14 protein-coding genes are annotated in these 18,745 nt (G+C 64.2%); 4 read left to right on the top strand and 10 right to left on the bottom strand.

Annotated elements, in window-relative coordinates:
• Window positions 1-17: 17 nt before the first annotated feature.
• A complete protein-coding gene (locus QRN25_RS14235; protein WP_285020001.1) occupies window positions 18-2,264 on the bottom strand; it encodes an acyl-CoA dehydrogenase in 2,247 nt (748 codons plus the stop codon).
• A gap of 87 nt (window positions 2,265-2,351) precedes the next feature.
• Window positions 2,352-3,260 (bottom strand): formate/nitrite transporter family protein, encoded by a 909-nt coding sequence (locus QRN25_RS14230; RefSeq protein WP_285020000.1) that lies wholly within the window; start codon window positions 3,258-3,260, stop codon window positions 2,352-2,354.
• Window positions 3,261-3,420: 160 nt separating this feature from the next.
• Here QRN25_RS14230 and gst point away from each other — a divergent pair, with 160 nt between their 5' ends.
• Both gst and QRN25_RS14220 read left to right on the top strand, forming a co-directional pair.
• Window positions 3,421-4,119 (top strand): glutathione transferase, Atu5508 family, encoded by a 699-nt coding sequence (gene gst / locus QRN25_RS14225; RefSeq protein WP_285019999.1) that lies wholly within the window; start codon window positions 3,421-3,423, stop codon window positions 4,117-4,119.
• 11 nt (window positions 4,120-4,130) lie between these two features.
• Window positions 4,131-5,390 carry an MFS transporter gene (locus tag QRN25_RS14220; protein ID WP_285019998.1) on the top strand — a complete coding sequence of 420 codons (1,260 nt, stop codon included), beginning with the start codon at window positions 4,131-4,133 and terminating at the stop codon, window positions 5,388-5,390.
• Here the strand turns inward: QRN25_RS14220 and QRN25_RS14215 are convergent.
• From QRN25_RS14215 to epsC, 6 genes are all read right to left on the bottom strand, one after another.
• Window positions 5,387-6,325 carry a magnesium transporter CorA family protein gene (locus tag QRN25_RS14215; protein WP_285019997.1) on the bottom strand — a complete coding sequence of 313 codons (939 nt, stop codon included), beginning with the start codon at window positions 6,323-6,325 and terminating at the stop codon, window positions 5,387-5,389. The two genes, QRN25_RS14220 and QRN25_RS14215, sit on opposite strands and share 4 nt — an antisense overlap.
• Window positions 6,326-6,693: 368 nt before the next feature.
• Window positions 6,694-7,164, bottom strand: a complete 471-nt coding sequence (locus QRN25_RS14205; protein WP_271183108.1) for a nuclear transport factor 2 family protein — start codon at window positions 7,162-7,164, stop codon at window positions 6,694-6,696.
• Window positions 7,164-7,793 (bottom strand): pyridoxamine 5'-phosphate oxidase family protein, encoded by a 630-nt coding sequence (locus tag QRN25_RS14200; protein ID WP_285019996.1) that lies wholly within the window; start codon window positions 7,791-7,793, stop codon window positions 7,164-7,166. Before QRN25_RS14200 ends, QRN25_RS14205 begins: the two co-directional genes overlap by 1 nt.
• Before the next feature lie 53 nt (window positions 7,794-7,846).
• On the bottom strand, window positions 7,847-8,824 hold the full coding sequence (locus QRN25_RS14195; protein WP_285019995.1) for an alpha/beta fold hydrolase: 978 nt from the start codon (window positions 8,822-8,824) through the stop codon (window positions 7,847-7,849).
• Between the two features lie 135 nt (window positions 8,825-8,959).
• A complete protein-coding gene (locus QRN25_RS14190) occupies window positions 8,960-9,838 on the bottom strand; it encodes a LysR family transcriptional regulator (RefSeq protein WP_285019994.1) in 879 nt (292 codons plus the stop codon).
• A 354-nt stretch (window positions 9,839-10,192) separates the two neighbouring features.
• Window positions 10,193-11,155, bottom strand: coding sequence for a serine O-acetyltransferase EpsC (gene epsC, locus QRN25_RS14185; protein WP_285019993.1), 963 nt, complete (start codon window positions 11,153-11,155; stop codon window positions 10,193-10,195).
• A 364-nt stretch (window positions 11,156-11,519) separates the two neighbouring features.
• On the opposite strand from epsC, the gene QRN25_RS14180 reads away from it, so the two are divergent.
• Together QRN25_RS14180 and QRN25_RS14175 are read left to right on the top strand one after the other, a co-directional pair.
• Window positions 11,520-13,787 carry a TonB-dependent receptor gene (locus tag QRN25_RS14180; protein ID WP_285019992.1) on the top strand — a complete coding sequence of 756 codons (2,268 nt, stop codon included), beginning with the start codon at window positions 11,520-11,522 and terminating at the stop codon, window positions 13,785-13,787.
• A 20-nt stretch (window positions 13,788-13,807) separates the two neighbouring features.
• The gene (locus QRN25_RS14175) at window positions 13,808-15,283 is read left to right on the top strand and encodes an amidohydrolase (RefSeq protein ID WP_285019991.1); all 1,476 of its coding nucleotides are present in this window, start codon (window positions 13,808-13,810) and stop codon (window positions 15,281-15,283) included.
• A gap of 54 nt (window positions 15,284-15,337) precedes the next feature.
• Here QRN25_RS14175 and QRN25_RS14170 read toward each other — a convergent pair whose 3' ends face one another.
• On the bottom strand, window positions 15,338-16,414 hold the full coding sequence (locus QRN25_RS14170) for an ABC transporter substrate-binding protein (RefSeq protein WP_285019990.1): 1,077 nt from the start codon (window positions 16,412-16,414) through the stop codon (window positions 15,338-15,340).
• A 29-nt stretch (window positions 16,415-16,443) separates the two neighbouring features.
• Window positions 16,444-18,678 (bottom strand): TonB-dependent receptor, encoded by a 2,235-nt coding sequence (locus QRN25_RS14165; RefSeq protein ID WP_285019989.1) that lies wholly within the window; start codon window positions 18,676-18,678, stop codon window positions 16,444-16,446.
• Between the last annotated feature and the right edge of the window lie 67 nt (window positions 18,679-18,745).

Here is an 18,745-nt window from a genome sequence, read left to right as displayed (position 1 = left end):
GCGGAAAGGTTGACCGCTCATTCGGCGGCCTCGCGTAGCGGAGCTTCCGCCCTCCTTGCCAGTTCTTCGGGCGCGAAGTCGTCCACGGCGATTACTTCGGCCACGGCAGCATCGGCCTCGCGCAACTGCTTGCGTTCTTCGGCGGAGATCAGCCCCGCCGTCAGCGCCTCGTCGGCGTTGAGGACATGGGCCTGTTTCATCCGGTCATGAATCGGCTGGGTGGTTACGGTCTTGCGGAATGCTTCGGTCAGCCGGGCAACCGCTTCGTCCTCGCCGCCGAGATAGACATTTTCGACCAGTCGGTCGCGCGCGGGGCAAGGCTCGAGCAGGATCGCGGCAGCACGGCGGACGGTGCGATCGGTGGGACCGTTGCGGCGTCTACCATAAGGCATGATGAACAGGCGCAGCATCCAGCCGACTGGACGCACAGGGAAATTCTCGATGATTTGCGCGAAACTCTGCTCAATGCTTGCGAAACCGCTCTGCACGCACCAGTCGAGGAGAGGCAGATCGTCGTCCTGCCGGCCTTCGTCCTCCCAGCGCTTGAGTGCGCCCGAGAGCATGTAGAGTTCGGACAGGACGTCACCGAGCCGCGCCGAGAGCAGTTCACGCCGCTTGAGTTCGCCGCCCAGCGTCAGGAACGCGATGTCCGAGCAAAACGCGAAGGCGGCGGCGTAGCGGCTCATCTGGCGGTAGTATCGCGTGGCTTTCCCCGCCTTGGGCGCAGGCGCGAAGACGCCGCCACTCCAACTTCGCACGAAGGCGCGGATCGCGGTCTTGAGCGCGTGGCCGACATGCTTCCATAGCACTTTGTCGAAATCTGCCAGCGCCTGCGTGCGATCGGTGCCGCCCACCGCGCGGATCTCGTCGAGCAGGTAGGGATGCGAGCGGATCGCGCCTTGCCCGAAGACCATCAGGCTGCGCGTCAGGATGTTCGCGCCTTCGACGGTGATGCCGACCGGGATCGCGCGATAATGGCTGGCCATGTAGTTGCGCGGCCCATCGATTACCGCCTTGCCGCCGTGGACGTCCATCGCATCGTTGATGACCACGCGCATCCGCTCCGTTGCGTGCAGCTTGAGGATGGAGGAGATCACGGCGGGATGGTTGCCCTGGTCGAGCCCCGCGCATGTCAGCCGCCGCGCTCCGTCGAGCAGGTAGGCGTTGCCCGCTATCCGGGCGAGGCGTTCCTGGATGCCTTCGAACTTGCCGATCGGCAGGTTGAACTGCGAGCGCACCCGCGCATAGGCGCCGGTCGTGTGCGCGGCGAAGGCGCCTGCCGCCGCAGAGAGCGAAGGCAGAGAGATGCCGCGTCCGGCAGCCAGCGCGCTCATCAGCATCTTCCAGCCCTGGCCGACACGCTCGGGGCCGCCGATTACGTTATCGAGCGGGATGAAGACATCCTTGCCTTCGTTGGGACCGTTCTGGAAGGTCTGCATCGAGGGAATATGTCGCCGCCCGATGGTAACGCCGGGCAGATCGGTGGGCACCAGCGCCAGGGTAATGCCGATTTCCTCCTGCCCTCCAAGCAGGTGCTCGGGATCGCGCAGCTTGAACGCGAGGCCGAGGATTGTCGCGACAGGGCCTAGCGTGATGTACCGCTTGTGCCAGTTGAGGCGGATGCCGAGCACGTCTTCGCCCTTCCAATCGCCCCGGCAAACCACGCCTTCATCGATCATTGCGGCGGCATCCGATCCCGCCTCGGGGCTGGTGAGGCCGAAGGCGGGAATCTCGCGCCCGTCGGCGAGGCGGGGGAGCCACTGCTCCTGCTGCGTCTCGGTGCCGAAGCGCAGGATCAGTTCGCCCGGTCCCAACGAGTTGGGCACCATTGCCGTCACCGCCCCGGAGACCGAGCGGGTGGCGATCTTCCTCACGATCTCGCTATGCGCGAAATTCGAGAAGCCGAGGCCGCCATGTTCCTTCGGAATGATGATGCCGAAGAATTTCTCGGACTTGAGGTACGCCCATGCTTCGGGCGACAGGTCGTGGGTTTCCCAGGTCATGCGCCAATCATCGATCATCTCGCACAACGTCTCGACCGGCCCTGTCATGAAGGCCTGCTCTTCCGCATTGAGCGTGGCAGGCGGGAATGCGAGCAAAGCTTCCCAATCGGGATTGCCGGTGAACAGGGCGGCATCCCACCAGGTGTTACCCGCATCTATCGCTTCGTTCTCGGTGGCGGATAATGCTGGCAGCGCGGACTGCACGAGCGACAGCACAGGGCGCGTCAGGACTTCGCGGCGGGCGGCAGTGACAAACGACATCATCAGGTTCCTTCTCCGCGAGATCAACGCATGGGCGAAGCGCATGATCCTGACGGCGTCCAGGCAATTACCCGGGATGCGTATGCCTTACGGTTCGTCAGCGCCAAGGTCGCTGCGCATCTGGCCATGCGCGAGTACCGCGAACAGGCCGGTGCCGCCTATGATGTTGCCAACCAGCGCTGGAAGCGTGAATTCGATCCAGGCTTCGCCGAAACCGATGGAGCCGCTCAGCCATAGAAAGCTCGCCTGCGACGATCCGGTGACGACATGCGCGAAGCCGCCCAGTGCAATGACGTAGGTAAGGGCGAAGATCACCCAGAATTCGCTGCCGCGTGCATTCGGGAGGACCCAGGCGATGGCTGCCATGATGAATCCGGCTGGAATCCCGAGCGTCAGCGTGCGCGTCCAGTGCTGGAGTTCTAGTTTGCCCAGAATGTCGAGCGCGACCATCCGTTGCTCGTGCGTAATGATGATCTCGCCCGCCATCAGCGCACTGACGAGCGTGACGCCGACAAGGTTTCCCACAAGGACGCATGCCCATAGGCGGGCCAGCCGCCTGAAGCTGTGGAGGGAAGGAGAAGTCGCGACGGGCAGCACTGCAGTTACCGTACTTTCGGTGAAGAGCTGAAGGCGGCCCATGACGACGATCAGGTAACCGATGGGATAGCCTAGGAAATAGACGAGGGGTGCCCAGTCTGTGTCGGGGAGGTGACTGCGCAGGAACAGCTCGCACAGCAGCGATAGCGCGATCGCCAGCCCGGCCGCGATGCCGGACAGGGTCAGGGCAAGGGCGGGGCGCCGCAGTTCCTCCTCGCCCTGCAGGCGCACGACCTCGTGCACGATCTTGGAAGAACCTGCCCGCCGCTCCTCCACCTCCTGCACTTCGGCGGTGTCGAGCGCTTTGTCCGGCTGCTCTTCGGTCTCGTCATCGATGGTCTCTCCCCCGCGCGCGGTATCCAGCTTTGCGTCGGCAGCATGGGCATCGGGAAAGGTCATCGCGCGGCTCCTTTGACTGTCCACAACCCGCGAACGGGTCAGGAGTTCATCTCGGTGCGCTGGCCAGGTTCGCGTCCGACCGGGCCGAATTGCAAGATAGTGCGAAACGAAGCGCTGCAGCGTGCATTGATGCTGATATTATCCCTGTCAGGAATGCGCGATGGCCGATTTCGATTTGTATTACTGGCCGGTTCCGTTCCGGGGGCAGTTCCTTCGCGGTATCCTTGCCTATGCGGGCGCGAATTGGGCAGAGCATGGCAGTGACGAGATCGGGGAGATCATGGGGCGGCGTCCATCGGGTCAGCCTATTCCCTTCATGCGGCCGCCGGTACTCGTCGATAATGCCAACGGCTTTTCCATCGCGCAGATGCCTGCGATAGCATGGTATCTGGGTGAAAAACTCGACCTTCTGCCGCAGTCGCTCGAAGCGCGAGCGCAGACTATGAAGGTCGTCAACGATGCCAACGACGTTCTCGACGAAATCACCTTCGACGGCGGCCGGGAAATGTGGACCGGTGAAAAATGGCGCGCGTTCATGCCACGTCTGAGACGGTGGATGGAAATATGGGAGGCGACTGGTCGCGCCGGTGGCCTCGTGTCTGATGGGGGCACCTTGTTCGGCACCCGGGATCCGGGCTTGGCAGATATCGTGACCGCCACTCTCTGGTGTACGATAAGCGAACGCTTTGCCGTGATTGCTACGGTTTTGGCCGAGACTGCGCCGCAAGTCGACGCGCTTGTCAGGCGAATGCAGGCGACACCCGGTCTGGCACTATTGGCGCAAGTGTCACGCACCAGATACGGGGATGCCTATTGCGGGGGCGAGATCGAAAAGTCCCTGCGCGCGGTGGCGTCGTAGTAATCGTGAGAATGCATCCGCTGGATCGTCGTTCGCTCGCCCTCGCGGCGCTGTCCACCGTAGTCGAATGGTATGATTTCACCTTGTTCCTCTACATGGCAACAGTGCTTTCGCGCGTGTTCTTTCCGGGCGAGACACCTGACGCGGCGATTCTTACTGCGCTTCTGGGCTTTGCCGTAGCATATCTCATGCGGCCGGCTGGTGCGCTGGTATTCGGCCATTTCGGGGATCGCCATGGGCGCCGCGCGACATTGCTCGCCTCCATGGGCCTGATGACCGGGGCAATGCTGCTGACCGCCATGCTGCCCACTGCCGCGCAGGCCGGGCCGCTGGCTGGCGCGGCGCTGCTGGGTCTCCGCTGCGTCATGGGGTTCGCTGTCGGCGGCGAATATACCGGGGTCGTCGCCTATCTTCTGGAGGGCGCGCCAAGGCATCGGCGTGGTCTGGTCACTTCGCTCGCTGCCGCGACGAGCGAGGTTGGCGGGCTGCTGGCAGCCGGTGTCGCGGCGCTGACGGTCAGCCTGCTACCAGCAGCGCAGCTGGACGGCTGGGGCTGGCGCATTCCGTTCTTTGTCGGCGCGGCGCTGGCCGGACTGATCCTTCTGGCCCGCTCGGCCATGGCGGAATCGCCTGAATTCGCCGCGAACCGCGATGCCGGAACCTTGCCGCGCCGACCCCTCGTTCACGCGTTGACGCACCATCGGGCGGGTGTGCTGCGTGGTTTCGCAATCTCGGCGCTGGGTTCGATCACATATTATGTCGGCATAACCTATGTGCCGGTATTCCTGACTTCGTCCGGACGGCTCAGCGAAGCCCAGTCTCTGCAACTGGCGACGATCGCCGCGCTAGCGGTCATCGTGGTGACTCCTTTCGTTGGCCTTGTCTCGGATCGCTTTGGACGCCGCGCGGTACTGGTGCCGCTCGCAATACTGGGCGCGACGGTGCCTTATTTCCTCTTCGGTCTTCTCGCCGGAGCGTCGCGAAGCGAGGCCATGATGGCTGCGGTGCTGTTGGCTGTGCTGGCAGGCGGCGTAAGTGCAGTGGGGGCCGTCGCCACTGCTGAGCAGGTGCCTGCCGAGGGGCGTCTCAGCGGCCTGGCGTTGGGCGCTACCACCGCCACAGCGCTGTTTGGCGGCCTCACCCCGTGGCTGGCACAGGTCTTGATTGCGAGGACCGGCGCGGAAACGGCTCCCGGCATCATGATCGCTGTGGTGGCGCTTTGCGTTCTGCCAATCCTGGCAGCGATGCGCGATGTGCCCGAAGAGACCTAGATCCAGCCTCGCTTCTTGAACCAGAGGTAGGGTAGGACCCCGGACAAGACGCATAGGCCAAGGGCCAGCGGGTAGCCAAAAGGCCAATTCAGTTCGGGCATGACGTGGAAGTTCATTCCGTACACGCCGACCACAAGTACAGGCGGGATGCCGACCACCGACGCTACGGTGAGCACTTTCACGACGTCGTTCTGTTCGATGTTGAGGAACGCGCTTGCCGCGTCCTGGAGAAGTTGAATGCGTCCTTCGAGGCTGGTCTCGAATTCGTCGAGTGACGTGATGTCGTGGCGGACGGCTTCCAGTCTGTCCTGCATCTCCTGATCCAGCTTGGGCGTGCACCGATCGAGGATGAAGTTCACCAGCCGCCCGATACTCAGGAACGTGTAGCGCACGCGCGACGCCCGGTCGCTTGCCTGGCCCATATTCCGCATGATCTCGCGGATCTTGCGGGTTTCCGTATTAAGTCCCGGCCGGGATGTCTCTTCGAAGAACAGTGATTGGGAAGCTCCGGCAACGATTTCCGAGGCATGCTCGAGGTGATCCGCCGCGCGGTCCACGACGTCTTCAAGTAAAGTTGCGAGCACGGAAACGGGTGTCATTTGCGCCGGGTTGGTAAAGGTGCCAGCGACAGCCTCGAAGGACGCGATTTCGGTATATCGCACCGTAAGGAGCACGTCCGGCGTAAGAATGAAGCCGGTCGGCGAAAATCGCCAACGATCAGTGCCGGCACCGGTAATCAAGGGAGCGCTCATATAAAGCACGTTTCCATCCATGCGCAGCCGGCTTGACGTCTCAATCTCGCGCAGGGCGTCGATATCGGGAATGTGCAGGCCATAGCGCTTCTCGATCGTTGCCTTTTCGGCGTCATCGGGCGAACATAGATCGAGCCATAGCGTTTTTGTTCCATCCGGCTGTGAAGGGAACGATCTCAACATGATGGCCTCTTTTCCGTTCTGCCGACGTTTTGGCCAAGGTGTAACGGTGGCAGGGAGCTGGTGGTTGCTAAGCGCCGTGGACGAATTTGAGCCGGTATCTGACGGTGGCGATATGGACCATGCTCATGAAGTTGCTTGCAAGCTGATCATAGCGGGCGGCGCTGGCCCGGTTGATTTTTAAACGGCTAACCATGCGCTCGATGCAGTTGCGTTGCCTGTAGAGCGTACGGTCATGTTCAATCTTTACGCGGCGGTTGATCAGAATACGTCATTCCGCTTCGCTCAGATCACCTCGGCGCCAACCTGCCTTCAAAGGGCAGCTTTGGATCAACCGGTACGCCCTACGTCGACCAATTCGTCCACGCCGCCTAGAATCCGAGGTCGCCCAGGCCCGTATGCTCGTCGGGACGCCGGCCGAGCGGCCAGTGAAAGCGCCGGTCTTCCACCGCGATCGGCGTGTCGTTGATCGAGGCGAGGCGCCTTTGCATCAGTCCGTTCTCGTCGAACTCCCAGTTCTCGTTGCCATAGGAGCGGAACCAGTTGCCGCTGTCGTCATGCCATTCGTATGCGAAGCGCACGGCGATGCGGTTGTCCCGAAAGGCCCACAGTTCCTTGATCAGCCGGTAATCCAGTTCCCGCTGCCACTTGCGCGTCAGGAACGCGATGATGGCGGGGCGGCCGTTCAGGAATTCGCCGCGATTGCGCCACTGGCTGTCCGGCGTATAAGCCAGCGCGACCTTCTCGGGATCGCGGCTGTTCCAGCCATCCTCGGCAAGGCGGACCTTCTCGGCCGCCGTCTCCAGCGTGAAGGGCGGCAAAGGCGGGCGCGGACTTTCCATCATGCTTCTCCTCGTTTTTCGAGTCGGAGGCGCAGGGCTGCGTTCTCCGCTTCCAGTTCGGCCATTCGTTCGTGCAGCGGACGCACCGCCTGTTCGATCTCCCGCTCGGTGAAGCGGGGGGTGATGTGCTGGGGGCAGTTCCAGTCGAACGCCTTCAACCGGAACCGGAAGATGCGCTCGGGCCGCGCCTTGTAGCCCTTGTCCATGACGCGTTCGGTCAGTGCCGGGTCCTCGTCAAGCGGCAGCTTGTCGACATGGGCATAGATCTTGAGCCGCATGCGACGCGGATAGTCCATCAGGAACAGCGAGGCCCGGTCGTTCGCGGCCAGATTGCCGGTGCTGATGTACTGGCGGTTGCCGCGATAGTCGGCGAAGGCCAGCGTGCGCTCGTCGACCATCTTGAGGAACCCGGCGGGGCCGCCGCGGTGCTGGACATAAGGCCAGCCGTCTTCCGAGACGGACCCCATGTAGAAGCTGTCGCGCGCGGCGATGAAGGCGGCCTCGTTCGCGGTGAACCGGTCGAATGCGCGGTCCCCCTCGAAATGGGCCCACTGCCTGTCCGCGCCCATCTCCGCCTGCGCCGCGCGGACGCTGGGGGTCATGGCGATATCGAGAAATCCGTAAGACATAGCGTATCTTCCGATTTGAGGCGGGGGCAGTTCGCGACTGCCCCCGCCCTCGTTCAGCGCGGCGCGACCTTGCGATCGAGGAAATCCCGGATCAGCGGCGCCATCTCGTCCAGCTTGTCCTCGAGCGCGAAATGCCCGGTATCGAGGATGTGGAGTTCGGCCTCGGGCAGATCCCGCAGGTACGGGTGCGCGCCGGGCTCGGGGAAGATCGTGTCGTTCTTGCCCCACAGGATGATCGTCGGCGGCTTGCGCTCGCGGAAGAACTGCTGGAACTGCGGGTAGAGCGGCACATTGGTGCGATAGTCGTAGAACAGGTCGAGCTGGATCTCGCTGTTGCCCGGCCGGTCGAGCAGCGCCTGGTCGTGGACCCAGTTGTCCGGGCTGATCCGCGATACGTCACGGACGCCGTCGGTGTACTGGAACTTGGTCGCCTTTGGCGTCACCAGCCAGGCCTGCGCTGCCCGGTCCTTGGCCGATCCGCTCTTCCAGTAGGTCTTGATCGGGTCCCAGAACGCGCCGAGCCCTTCGTCATAGGCGTTGCCGTTCTGGACGATCAGCCCGCTCACCCGCTCGGGGTGCTTGAGCGCCAGCCGGTAGCCCACGGGCGCGCCGTAATCCATGACGTACATCGCATAGCGCTGGGCACCGATCTGGCCCATCAGCGCATCGACCATGTCGGCATAGTGCGCGAAGCTGTAAGCGAACTGCTTGTGATCGGGCGCGTCGCTCTCGCCGAAGCCGGGATAGTCCGGCGCGATCACGTGATAGCGATCTGCCAGCAGCGGGATCAGGTTGCGGAACATGTGCGAGGATGTGGGAAAGCCGTGCAGCAACAGCACCACCGGGCCATCGGCCGGACCGGCTTCGCGGTAGGCCATCTTCACGCCCTCGATGGTCGCGGTGCGGTAGTGAACGGTCGCCGATGCCGCGCTGGACGCGGTGATCTGCTGCGCGGGCGCCGCCATCGCGCCGGTCGGAGCGGCGATGGCCGCGCCCGCGAGCATCAGGGACAGGATCAGTTGCTTGGTCATTTTCCACCCTCGTCGAAACCGCTGAGCGATCTGCGTCAGCTTCTGGAGGGAGGTATAATTCTTACTGATCGAAGCGATAATTCGGCAATTTTGAAAGTCATTGTTCCGATAATTGGAATTATCGCGCGATGGCCGCTATTGAAGAAGGGGATTGTGTCGCAGCGTTTCAACGGCGAGATCGACGAACGCGCGCACTTTGGCGGTCGCGCGTCGGCCCTCGCCATGGACCACGTGTATCGGCATCGGGCTTTCCGCATGATCGTCGAGAACGGACTGGAGGCGGCCCTGTGCCAGCGCCGGATCGATCTGGTAGGACAGTACGCGGGTGATGCCCCAGCCCTGTTCGGCTGCGGCTATGGCGGCCTGGTTGGTGTTGCACAGCAGGCGCGGGTGAACGGTGACGCTGCTGCGCGAATCCGGGCCGAAATGCCACTCGGGCGAAACCCAGGCGCCGGTCGGCATGATGACGCGGTGCTCCGCAAGATCGGCAGGGGACCGGGGGACGCCATGCTCGGCAAAATAGGAAGGCGCGCCGCAGATCACGCGGCGCACCCAGCCCACGCGGGTGGCGGTCAGGCCTGACGGCGGCAGATTGCCGATCCTGACCGCCACATCGATTCCTTCCTCGATGATGTTCACGCTGCGGTCGAGGAACAGGCTTCGACCGGTCACGCGCGGGTAGAGATCGAGATATTCCAGCAGGATGGGAAGCACGTGCATCTGCCCGAACATGACCGGCGCGGTGACGACGAGCGTGCCTGCGGGGTTGCCGTGCGATCCCGCCGCCGAAGCCTCGGCCTCCGCGATATCGGCCAGGATGCGCCTGCAGTCGTCGAAATAGCGCTGCCCGGCCTCGGTCATCTTCACCGACCGGGTGGTGCGAGCAAGGAGCCGCACGCCGATCTCGTCTTCCAGATAGGATATCGCGCGTGTGACGGCCGGTGGACTGAGGTGCATTTGCCTTGCCGTCTCGGTGAAGCTCCCGGTCTCTGCCACCCGGACGAAAATCCTCATGGCTTGCCACCGATCCAAGTCCTCGTCCTCCGTCAGCACAGTGTTCCTGCTGGAGATGCGCGGAAACAGTGGTTTAGGTCAATGATTGCGATCCGATGCCACAACCGGCATCAATCGTTAACTGGCGACGAGATTGGCAAAGGCACGGAAACCTGAAGCTGGCTGTCTCGCGGTGACAGCGTGGAGAGAACCTTTCGGCAACCGCCACGCGCCCATTTCAGCCGCTCGGAAGCTCCAATCGCCGTCCTGAAACGTGGCGTTCGCTGATGAATAATCTCTGGCTGGATGGTGATTGAGCCGAGCCACGACCATGTTGGCATTCAAACATAGAATGCCGATTGCGCTTCCTCCCGTTCAATTGTTCTGGGGGCTGATGACCAGGTTCTGTTCGCGTGCCTGGAACACGCGGCTGAACGGTGGCACGTCGTGGGTCAGCCAGACGTTGCCGCCGATTTCCGATCCCGTGCCGACCGTGACCCGGCCCAGGATCGTGGCTCCTGCATAGATCACCACGTCGTTCTCGATGATCGGATGGCGCGGGATGGCCTTGATGAGCATTCCCGTATCCCCCACCGGAAAGTTCTTCGCTCCGAGCGTGACGCCTTGGTAGAGCCGCACGTTGTCGCCGATGATCGCGGTTTCGCCGATCACGACGCCGGTGCCGTGGTCAATGAAGAAGCCTCGGCCGACCTGTGCACCGGGGTGGATGTCGATCCCGGTGCGGCTATGCGAGATTTCCGAGATGATACGCGCGATCAGCGGGGCGCCTTCCAGATGCAGCGTATGGGCCAGCCGGTGATGGATAATGGCCAGCAGCCCGGGATAGCAGATCAGCACTTCATCCAGGCTGCGCGCGGACGGGTCGCCGCTGAATGCAGCTTCGATGTCGATATCCAGCAGCCGGCGGATTTCCGGCAACTGGTGCGAGAGCGCAAGGACGATGCGGGTGGCGCCGTCGTCGATGGCCTGTCCGTCACTCGGTTCGAGAGTATAGGTCAGTTCCAGCCGCAGCTGCGCGTGAAGGCGGCTCAGCGCGATCTGAAGCGTCTGCGTGACGAAGACGTTCTCGTTGTGCAGGCGCACGAAGTCCGGGCCAAGGCGCAAGGGGAACAGCGCGCCGCACAATTCGTCCATCACTTTGGCCATGCGGACCCGGGAGGGGAAGCTCTCCACGCCGTATTCGGCATGGTGCGTATTCGTCTGCCGCCAGTTGTGCCGGATCTGCGCGAGTTCCTGCACCACGCCGGCCACATCCCAGAAGTCGGCGGCATTGCCGACTGCAGCGAGGTTCGTGGAAGAGGTCGGCTCTGTGGTCATGAGGATACTTGCCCGGTAACTGCCACGCTCTCCGGATGAAGAACGCTTTCGCGAGCAGGATGCCTCTCGCGGATAATCTCAACTAAAATTGTAGATAAACGGGGTCAAGGTGTGCCGCGGCGGCGGCGGCCAAGAAAACATGCTCGGCAGTGAAGATCGTCTTCGCGGTGAATACGGTGTCCTCGGCGCAACATGAAGGGGGTGCTTTCCCCGATGCTGCAATGGCAGCAGCCTATCGATTTCTGCGCAGGTTCCATGGTTGAGTATAAGCAGAATTTCTCCGCAAATCACGGAATTCCAAGAAGAAATCGTACTGGCACGGTTCTTGTTAATGGATTTCCCCGAGCAACCTGCAGGGGGATCAATGACCAAGTTTCTGAGTGCCGTAGCCGCTGTCACGCTGGGCAGCTTTCTCGTTCCCGGTTTCGCGGCGCCTGCTCTTGCGGCGGACGATGCCGCTGCCGATACGGCTTCCGGGTCCGAGATCGTCGTCACTTCGCTCAAGCGCGAAGTCCGGTTGCAGGATGCACCGGCCAGCATCACCTCGATCTCGGACGATACGCTGCGTGCGGCGAGCCTCGATTCCGCCAACGACCTTGCGCGCGCGGTGCCCAGCCTGACGATTACCGATGCCGGGCCGGGCCAGCGGCGCATCACCTTGCGCGGCATCCGCAGTGCCGGGGATGCGCAAGTCGGCATCTATTATGACGAGACGCCGGTAGCCGGGCCGCCGGGAACCACCAGCGATCCGGGCGGCAGCCAGTCCGATTTCAAGCTGTTCGACCTCGAGCGCGTCGAGGTGCTGCGCGGGCCGCAGGGTACGCTCTATGGCGCGGGCGCGGTCGGCGGGACCATCCGCCTCGTCACCCGCAAGCCCGATTTCGAGTTCGGCGGCCGGATCGACGTCGGAGCCACCACCACCGAGGGCGGCGGCGAGGGCTACCAGATCAACGCCGCCGTGAACGTGCCGATCGTGAAGGACGTGCTGGCCGTGCGCGGCGTCTACTTCCGGCGGCAGAACGACGGCTGGGTGGACAATCCGGGACTCGGGCTGACCGGCATCAATTCCGAACGCAGCGACGGTGGGCGCATCCTGGTGCGCTTCATTCCGGCGTCGTGGCTCACGATCGATGGGGCGGCGCACTTCCTCTACACCGAGGGCGGAGCCAGCACCTGGTCGCCGAGCGCGGGCAAATACAATGCCGTCAACGCCTCGCAGGTGCCCTACGAGGACAAGCAGCGGCTCTACAGCCTGTCCGCCCACGCCGAACTGGGCTTTGCCGACCTTGTCGCGACGACCAGCTATCAGGACCGCGACACGCTGGTGACGCGCGATCCGACCCCGCTGTTCAACAGCTTCCGCACCGCCTCCGGCTGCGCGACGCACTTCACCGCAGCGACTTGCGCCACGCCCGCGGGGTTCGCGGCCTACAACAGCTATGTCGATAGCCTTACGCCGGTGATCTACTACCAGCCGCAGTCGGTGACGGACTGGACCAGCGAACTGCGTCTGCAGTCGAACAATTCGTCGTGGTTCCAGTGGACCGTCGGCGGTTTCTACGAGGACCGCGATGCCAAGGTGCTTTCGGAAGCGCGCCGCACCAATGCCTCCGACGGGTCGCAGGTCGTCGGCGCGACGCCGCTGCTGCAGCGCCACGTGGTCGATTACCTCAAGCAGAAGGCAGCCTTCGGCGAGATCGCCGTCACCCCGGTCGAGGGGCTGACGGTCACCGGTGGCCTGCGCTACTACAGCTACGACAAGACCGTGGGCGGCGACACCACCATCGGTCTCGACATCCTGCGCACGCGCGTCACGCCCTGGGCGCTGTACAAGACGAAGAACACCGGCTGGCTCTACAAGGCCAATGTCAGTTGGAAGGCGGCCGACAACGTGCTCGTCTACGGGCAGGTGGCGACCGGCTACCGTCCGGGCGGCGTCAATCAGGTGCTCGGACTGGCGCAGGCGCTCGCCTATAGCCCGGACAAGCTGACGACTTACGAAGGCGGCATCAAGACCTCGTTCGGCGGCGATGCGTTGATCCTCAATCTGGGCGGCTACATCACCGACTGGTCCGACATGCAGGTCAGCATCAACAGCGGCAGCTTCGTCTATCTCGGCAATGCGGGCGCGGCGCGGATCAAGGGTGTGGAGGCCGAAGCCACGCTCAACCCGGCGCGCGGCCTGACCTTCACCGTCAACGCCGCCTTCACCGATGCAAAGCTGACCCAGGATCAGGTGCCGGACGGGGTGACCCCGCTCGCCACGACGGCGCGCAAGGGCGACAAGATCCCGTTCATCGCGCCGCAGACCATCGGCATTGCGGGGCAGTACGAATGGGCGCTCGGTTCGGGCGGGTGGAGCGCGCTGTTGCGTGGCGATCTCGGCTACGTCGGCGGATCGCGCGCGGACTTCCGGCCCAATGCGTCGGGCTATCGCAAGGTGGGCGATTACACGCTCGCCAATGCGCGGATCGGCGTGAAGAACGATCGCTACGGCATCTACTTCTACGTGAACAACCTGGGCAACACGATCGCCCGCCAGTCCGCCGGCAACACGCTGGGCGGCACCACCGAGACCGTCACCACGCTGCCGCCGCGCACTTACGGCATCAACCTGACCGGCTCGTTCTGAGCCGCATGAAAGGAGTTCCCATGAAGCACAAGCACCTGATATGCGCCGCTTTCGGCGTGCTCGCACTCGGCCTCTCCGCCACCTCGGCATGGGCACAGACGTTGTCGGACAAGGACAGCGCCGCGATCCTCGCGGGGATCGACGCGCACAAGGGCCAGCTCGCCGCCAACGCGCGCAAGATCTGGGAGTGGGCCGAGGTCGGCTTCCACGAGGACCAGAGTTCGGCGCTGCTCCAGCAGCAGCTCAAGGCCGCCGGTTTCCGCGTGGAGGCCGGCACCGACGGCATCCCCACCGCCTTCACCGCGACGTATGGCAGTTCCGGCCCGGTCATCGCGCTGCTGTCCGAATACGATGCGCTGCCCGGCCTGTCGCAGGTGGACCAGCCGGTCGAACAGTCGCGCGGCGGCCTTGCCGGGCACGCCTGCGGGCACAACCTGCTCGGCGCCGCCTCGGTCGAGGCGGCGATCGCACTGGCGAAGTGGCTGAAGGCGAGCGGCACCCCGGGCACCGTGCGCCTTTACGGCACGCCGGCCGAGGAGGGCGGATTCGCCAAGGCCTATCTCGTGCGCGACGGGTTCTTCAAGGACGTGGACGCGGTGCTGAGCTGGCACCCGAGCAGTTCCAACGGCGCTTCCCAGGGGCAACTTTTGTCGATGGTGACGGCCAAGTTCCGCTTTACCGGCATCGCCTCGCACGCGGCAGCGGCGCCCGAGCGGGGGCGGTCGGCGCTCGATGGCGTGGAGATCCAGAACGTCGCGGTGAACTACTTGCGCGAGCATATCCCTTCCGATGCGCGGGTGCATTACACGATCACCGACGGCGGCGACCAGCCCAACATCGTGCCCGCGCATGCGGAGAGCTTCTACTACGTGCGCCACTACGATCCCGAAGTCGTGCGCGACGTGTTCGACCGTGTGGTCAAGGCGGGCGAGGGCGCCGCGCTCGCGACCGGCACCAAGTTCGAATACGAGATCATCGGCGGCAGCTTCGGCACGCTGCCGAACGACACGCTTGGCCGGGTGGTGGACGCCAGCCTGCGCAAGGTCGGCGGTTACAGCTACACGCCCGAGCAGCAGCGCTTCGCCGACGAGATCGCCAGGACGCTGCCCAAGGGTGCTGCCAAGGGCGGGCCTTCGGCGATCGGTACCTATGATTTCGGGCGCAAGGGTTCGGCGTCGTCGGACGTCGGCGACATCAGCTGGGTCGTGCCGACCGCCAGCCTCGGCACCGCGACCTGGGTGCCCGGCACCGCGCCGCACAGCTGGCAGGCGGCGGCCGCCAGCGGCACCTCGATCGGTGTCGAGGGCGCGGAAGTGGCAGCCAAGACGCTGGCGCTGTCCGGCGCGCAACTGTTCCTCCAGCCCGACAAGCTGCGGGACGCCAAGGCCGAACTGCAGCGCAGCCAGGGCGCGGGGTTCAAGTACGAACCGCTGGTTGGCAATCGCAAGCCGCCGCTGGATTACGCGCGCAGCAGCCTGCCGCGGGGGCGCAAGTAACGGCTGGTTTCCCGCCACCTCGAAAAGGTGGCGGGAATTGCAAGGACGAGCCGGTCAGCCGCGCCCCAACCGCTCGTAAGCGGCCGCGAGCGGGCGCGGATCGACCCAGTCGGCCAGCGGGAAATCGCGTTCCAGGAAGCCGAACAGGCCCAGCGCCTTCTTCTGCTGATCGAACAGGGCAAGGCGCTCGGCATCCAGCGTGGGATGCAGCGTCTTGTGGAAGTCCGCGCCATAAGCCTGCGTCACCGCTTCCACGCTGCCGCGCGTTTCGAACTGCAGGATCTCGTGCACTTTCGCGACATTCTGCGCGGCCCAGTCGGCGGCGCGCAGAGTCACTTCGAGGAAGCGGACGAGATGGTCGAAGTGATCGTCGATCAGGCTCTGGTGGACGGTGATCGGGCGCGGCGTGCCGTTGTTCACGCGCGAGGCCTTGTTCGGCAGCGCATCGAGATCGATGCCGATGACGACGCCCGCCTCGCGCGCGCCGTCCAGAGCCGAGGCGCCCTTGACATAGACCGCGTCCACATCACCGTTCGCCAGCGCATCGATGGCCCAGAGCCTGTTGATCGTGCCCCTTCCGGGTTGCCTGTCACGCCCCGCGCCGCCGATGTTGCGGATGGTGCCGTCCACTTCGATGAGATCGACGTCGTCGAAAGTCAGGCCGCCCGCGTGCAGCGCGCCCTTGTAGCCGAGCAGCGACATGCCTCGCCCGATGCTGGTGCCGCGCAAGTGGCTGGGAATCTCGTGGTCGGTCCAGCTGGGCAGGGCAAGGCGCTTGCCCTTGAGGTGCGCGGGCTGGGTGATGCCGGAATCGGGGCGGACGAGGATGACCTGGCTTTCCTCGATCCAGGTCAGGCCGACGAGCTTGGTCGGCTCGCCCTGTGCGCGTGCGGCGAAAGCGAGGATGTTGCCGCCCTCGCGGATCAGCGTGGGCAGGCGGTGGTCGTAGTGCCGCAGCGCGATCTCGGGCGTCGATTCCTGAAGCGTGCGCACCGGGATGCCTTCGCTTGCGAATTCCTCGGTCAGCCAGCCCAGCTTGTAGGCGAGCCCGGTCGCTGTCGGCACCGGGCAGCGGGTGAACCAGATTTCATCGGGCGCGGTGGATGCATGCGTAGCAGTCTGCGTGGCCATGTCGGTTTCCTTTTTATGGGAGCGCGGGATCAGAAGGTCACCGAAACGGCGCCGCCCCACACGCGGGGCTCGATGATGTATTTGATGTAGCCAAAGTTCGCCGAAGGGATGATCGTCGAGGCGGCGTGGCTGTTGGTCACGTTGCGCGCGAAGACGGAGACCCTGATGTCGCTCGGCAGCTGCCAGGCCAGCGAGGCATTTCCCAGCCACTTGGGATCCTGCTCCAGCGGCGCGGCCTGCGTGCCGGCGTTGAAGTAGAGGTGCGAGCGATAGGACCAGTTGGTCTCCGCGACGATCCTATGGCCGCCGCCTACATCGAAGGTGTATTCGCCGCTGACGCTGGCGGTCACGTGCGGCGCGCGGACGAACTGGTTGCCAGAACAATCGACGCCCGCCTTGCAGTTCGGGAATTCGGTGTACTTGGTGTCGAGCAGGCCGAGCGTGCCGGACAGGCGCAGCGCATCGAAAGGCCGCGCGGTCAGGACCGCTTCGGCGCCCTTCGACCAGCCCTTGCCCGCGTTCGACAACTGGCTGAGCGGCAACTGGATCACCGTGACCTGGATGTTGCTGTAGTCGTTGTAGAACGCCGCGAGGTTGGCGGTCAGACGGCCGCCCAGCCATTCGGACTTCACGCCGACCTCATAGCTCTTGACGTATTCGGGGTTTACCGTGGCCACCTGCGTCTGCAGCGTCGCGCCCGGGTTGAACCCGCCCGAGCGGAAACCCTTGGCGTAACGGGCATAGACATTGAGGCCCGGCGTGAAGTTGTACTTCGCCGTTGCGTCATACGTGAACGCGCGCCAGTTGCGCTTCTCGTCCTGCGCCGCGCGGGTGGCGATGCGGGTGCCGGTCACCGAATTGCGCGACCAGAACGCCACGGTGTCGAGGAAGGTCAGCGTGCCGGTGCCGCCGGTCGCGGTGCCGATGGTGTCGAGATCGATCGCCTTGTCCTCCCACGTGTAGCGGCCGCCCAGGATGATCTCGAGGTTGTCGAGCGGCTCGTACGTGACATTGGCGAAGAGGCCGTAGCTGTTGTTGCTCTGGGTGAACTGCGTGTTCGTCCAGGCCGGGGCGAGGCCGACGGTGTTGGGCAGCACTGCGGTGACCGCCTCGGAATCCAACTTCTCGTAATAGTAGTGGGCGCCGACGATCCACTTCAGGCGGCCCTCGTCCGGTGAAGCAAGGCGCAGTTCCTGATTGAAGATCTTCGCGTTCAGGCTGCTGTAGGTGTGTGTGCCTTCGTGCGGCACCTGCGTGCCGAGTTCGGAGCGGTGCTTGAATTCGTTGTAGCCGGTGATCGAGGTCAGGTGCAGATCGCCCACGTCCCAGTCGAGGTTGAGCTGGGTGCCGCGCTGGCGCAGATCCTGCCCACTGTTCCCGAACGAGGAATTGTTCCTGTAGCCCTGCGCGATTGGGAAACCGGCAGGGTCGGTGGTGCCGAGGCCCTGGTAGATGATGTCGCCGACGTTCTTGTAGTCGCGGTACTGCACGCGCAACAGGGCCTCGAACGTATCGGTCGGCTTGGCGAGCACGGAGAAACGGGCCGCGGCCTCGCGGTTCTTGCCCATCGGGGTGCCGTCGTGCCGGTTCTTCGCGAAGCCGTCGTCATCGCGGAAGTGACCGGCGAAACGCACCGCCACCTTGTCGCTGAGCGGACCGCCCCATGCCCCTTCGAGCAGCGTGGAGCCATAGCTGCCATATTCGGCGCGGGCATAGCCGCTGGCGTCGAAGGCGGGCTTGCGCGAGATGAAGTTGACCGCGCCTGCCGTGGTGTTCTTGCCCCATAGCGTGCCTTGCGGGCCGCTCAGCACCTCTACGCGCTCGAGGTCGAAGATCGGGAAGGCCTGCGCGACGGGAACACCGACGTAGACTTCGTCCTGATAGATACCGACCGGGCTGGTCTGGCCGTTTCCGGGCACCGAATTGCCGATGCCGCGCAGATACCAGCGCGGCGTCAGGTTGCCGACCGAGGTGTCCGCACTGAAGCTGGGCACGAAGCGCGAGATGTCGCTGGCGCGGGTGATGAGCCGGTCGCGCAGGGCATCGCCGCCCAGTGCCACCACCGATGCGGGCACGTCCTGCACGCTCTGGCTGCGCTTCTGCGCGGTGACGAGGATGACGTCGCTGCCGGACTCGCCCGCGTCCGCTTCCTCGGCATGGGCCGCGCCGGAAAGCGACAGGGCCAGCGAGAGGGCAAGGGCCGATGCACCGGCGCTGCCGGTGCCGCGCGGGAAAGTGAAGGTCTTGAGGCCCCTGGATGCCATGGCGTGTATTGTCCTTGTCTGCGAACCGGAAACGATGTGTTCGCGGACAGGCAGAGCAAACGGCGTG

This window comes from Novosphingobium sp. fls2-241-R2A-195 (assembly GCF_030209485.1).
Classification (GTDB): Bacteria; Pseudomonadota; Alphaproteobacteria; order Sphingomonadales; family Sphingomonadaceae; genus Novosphingobium; species Novosphingobium resinovorum.
This window is presented reverse-complemented; position numbering and strand designations above follow the sequence as displayed.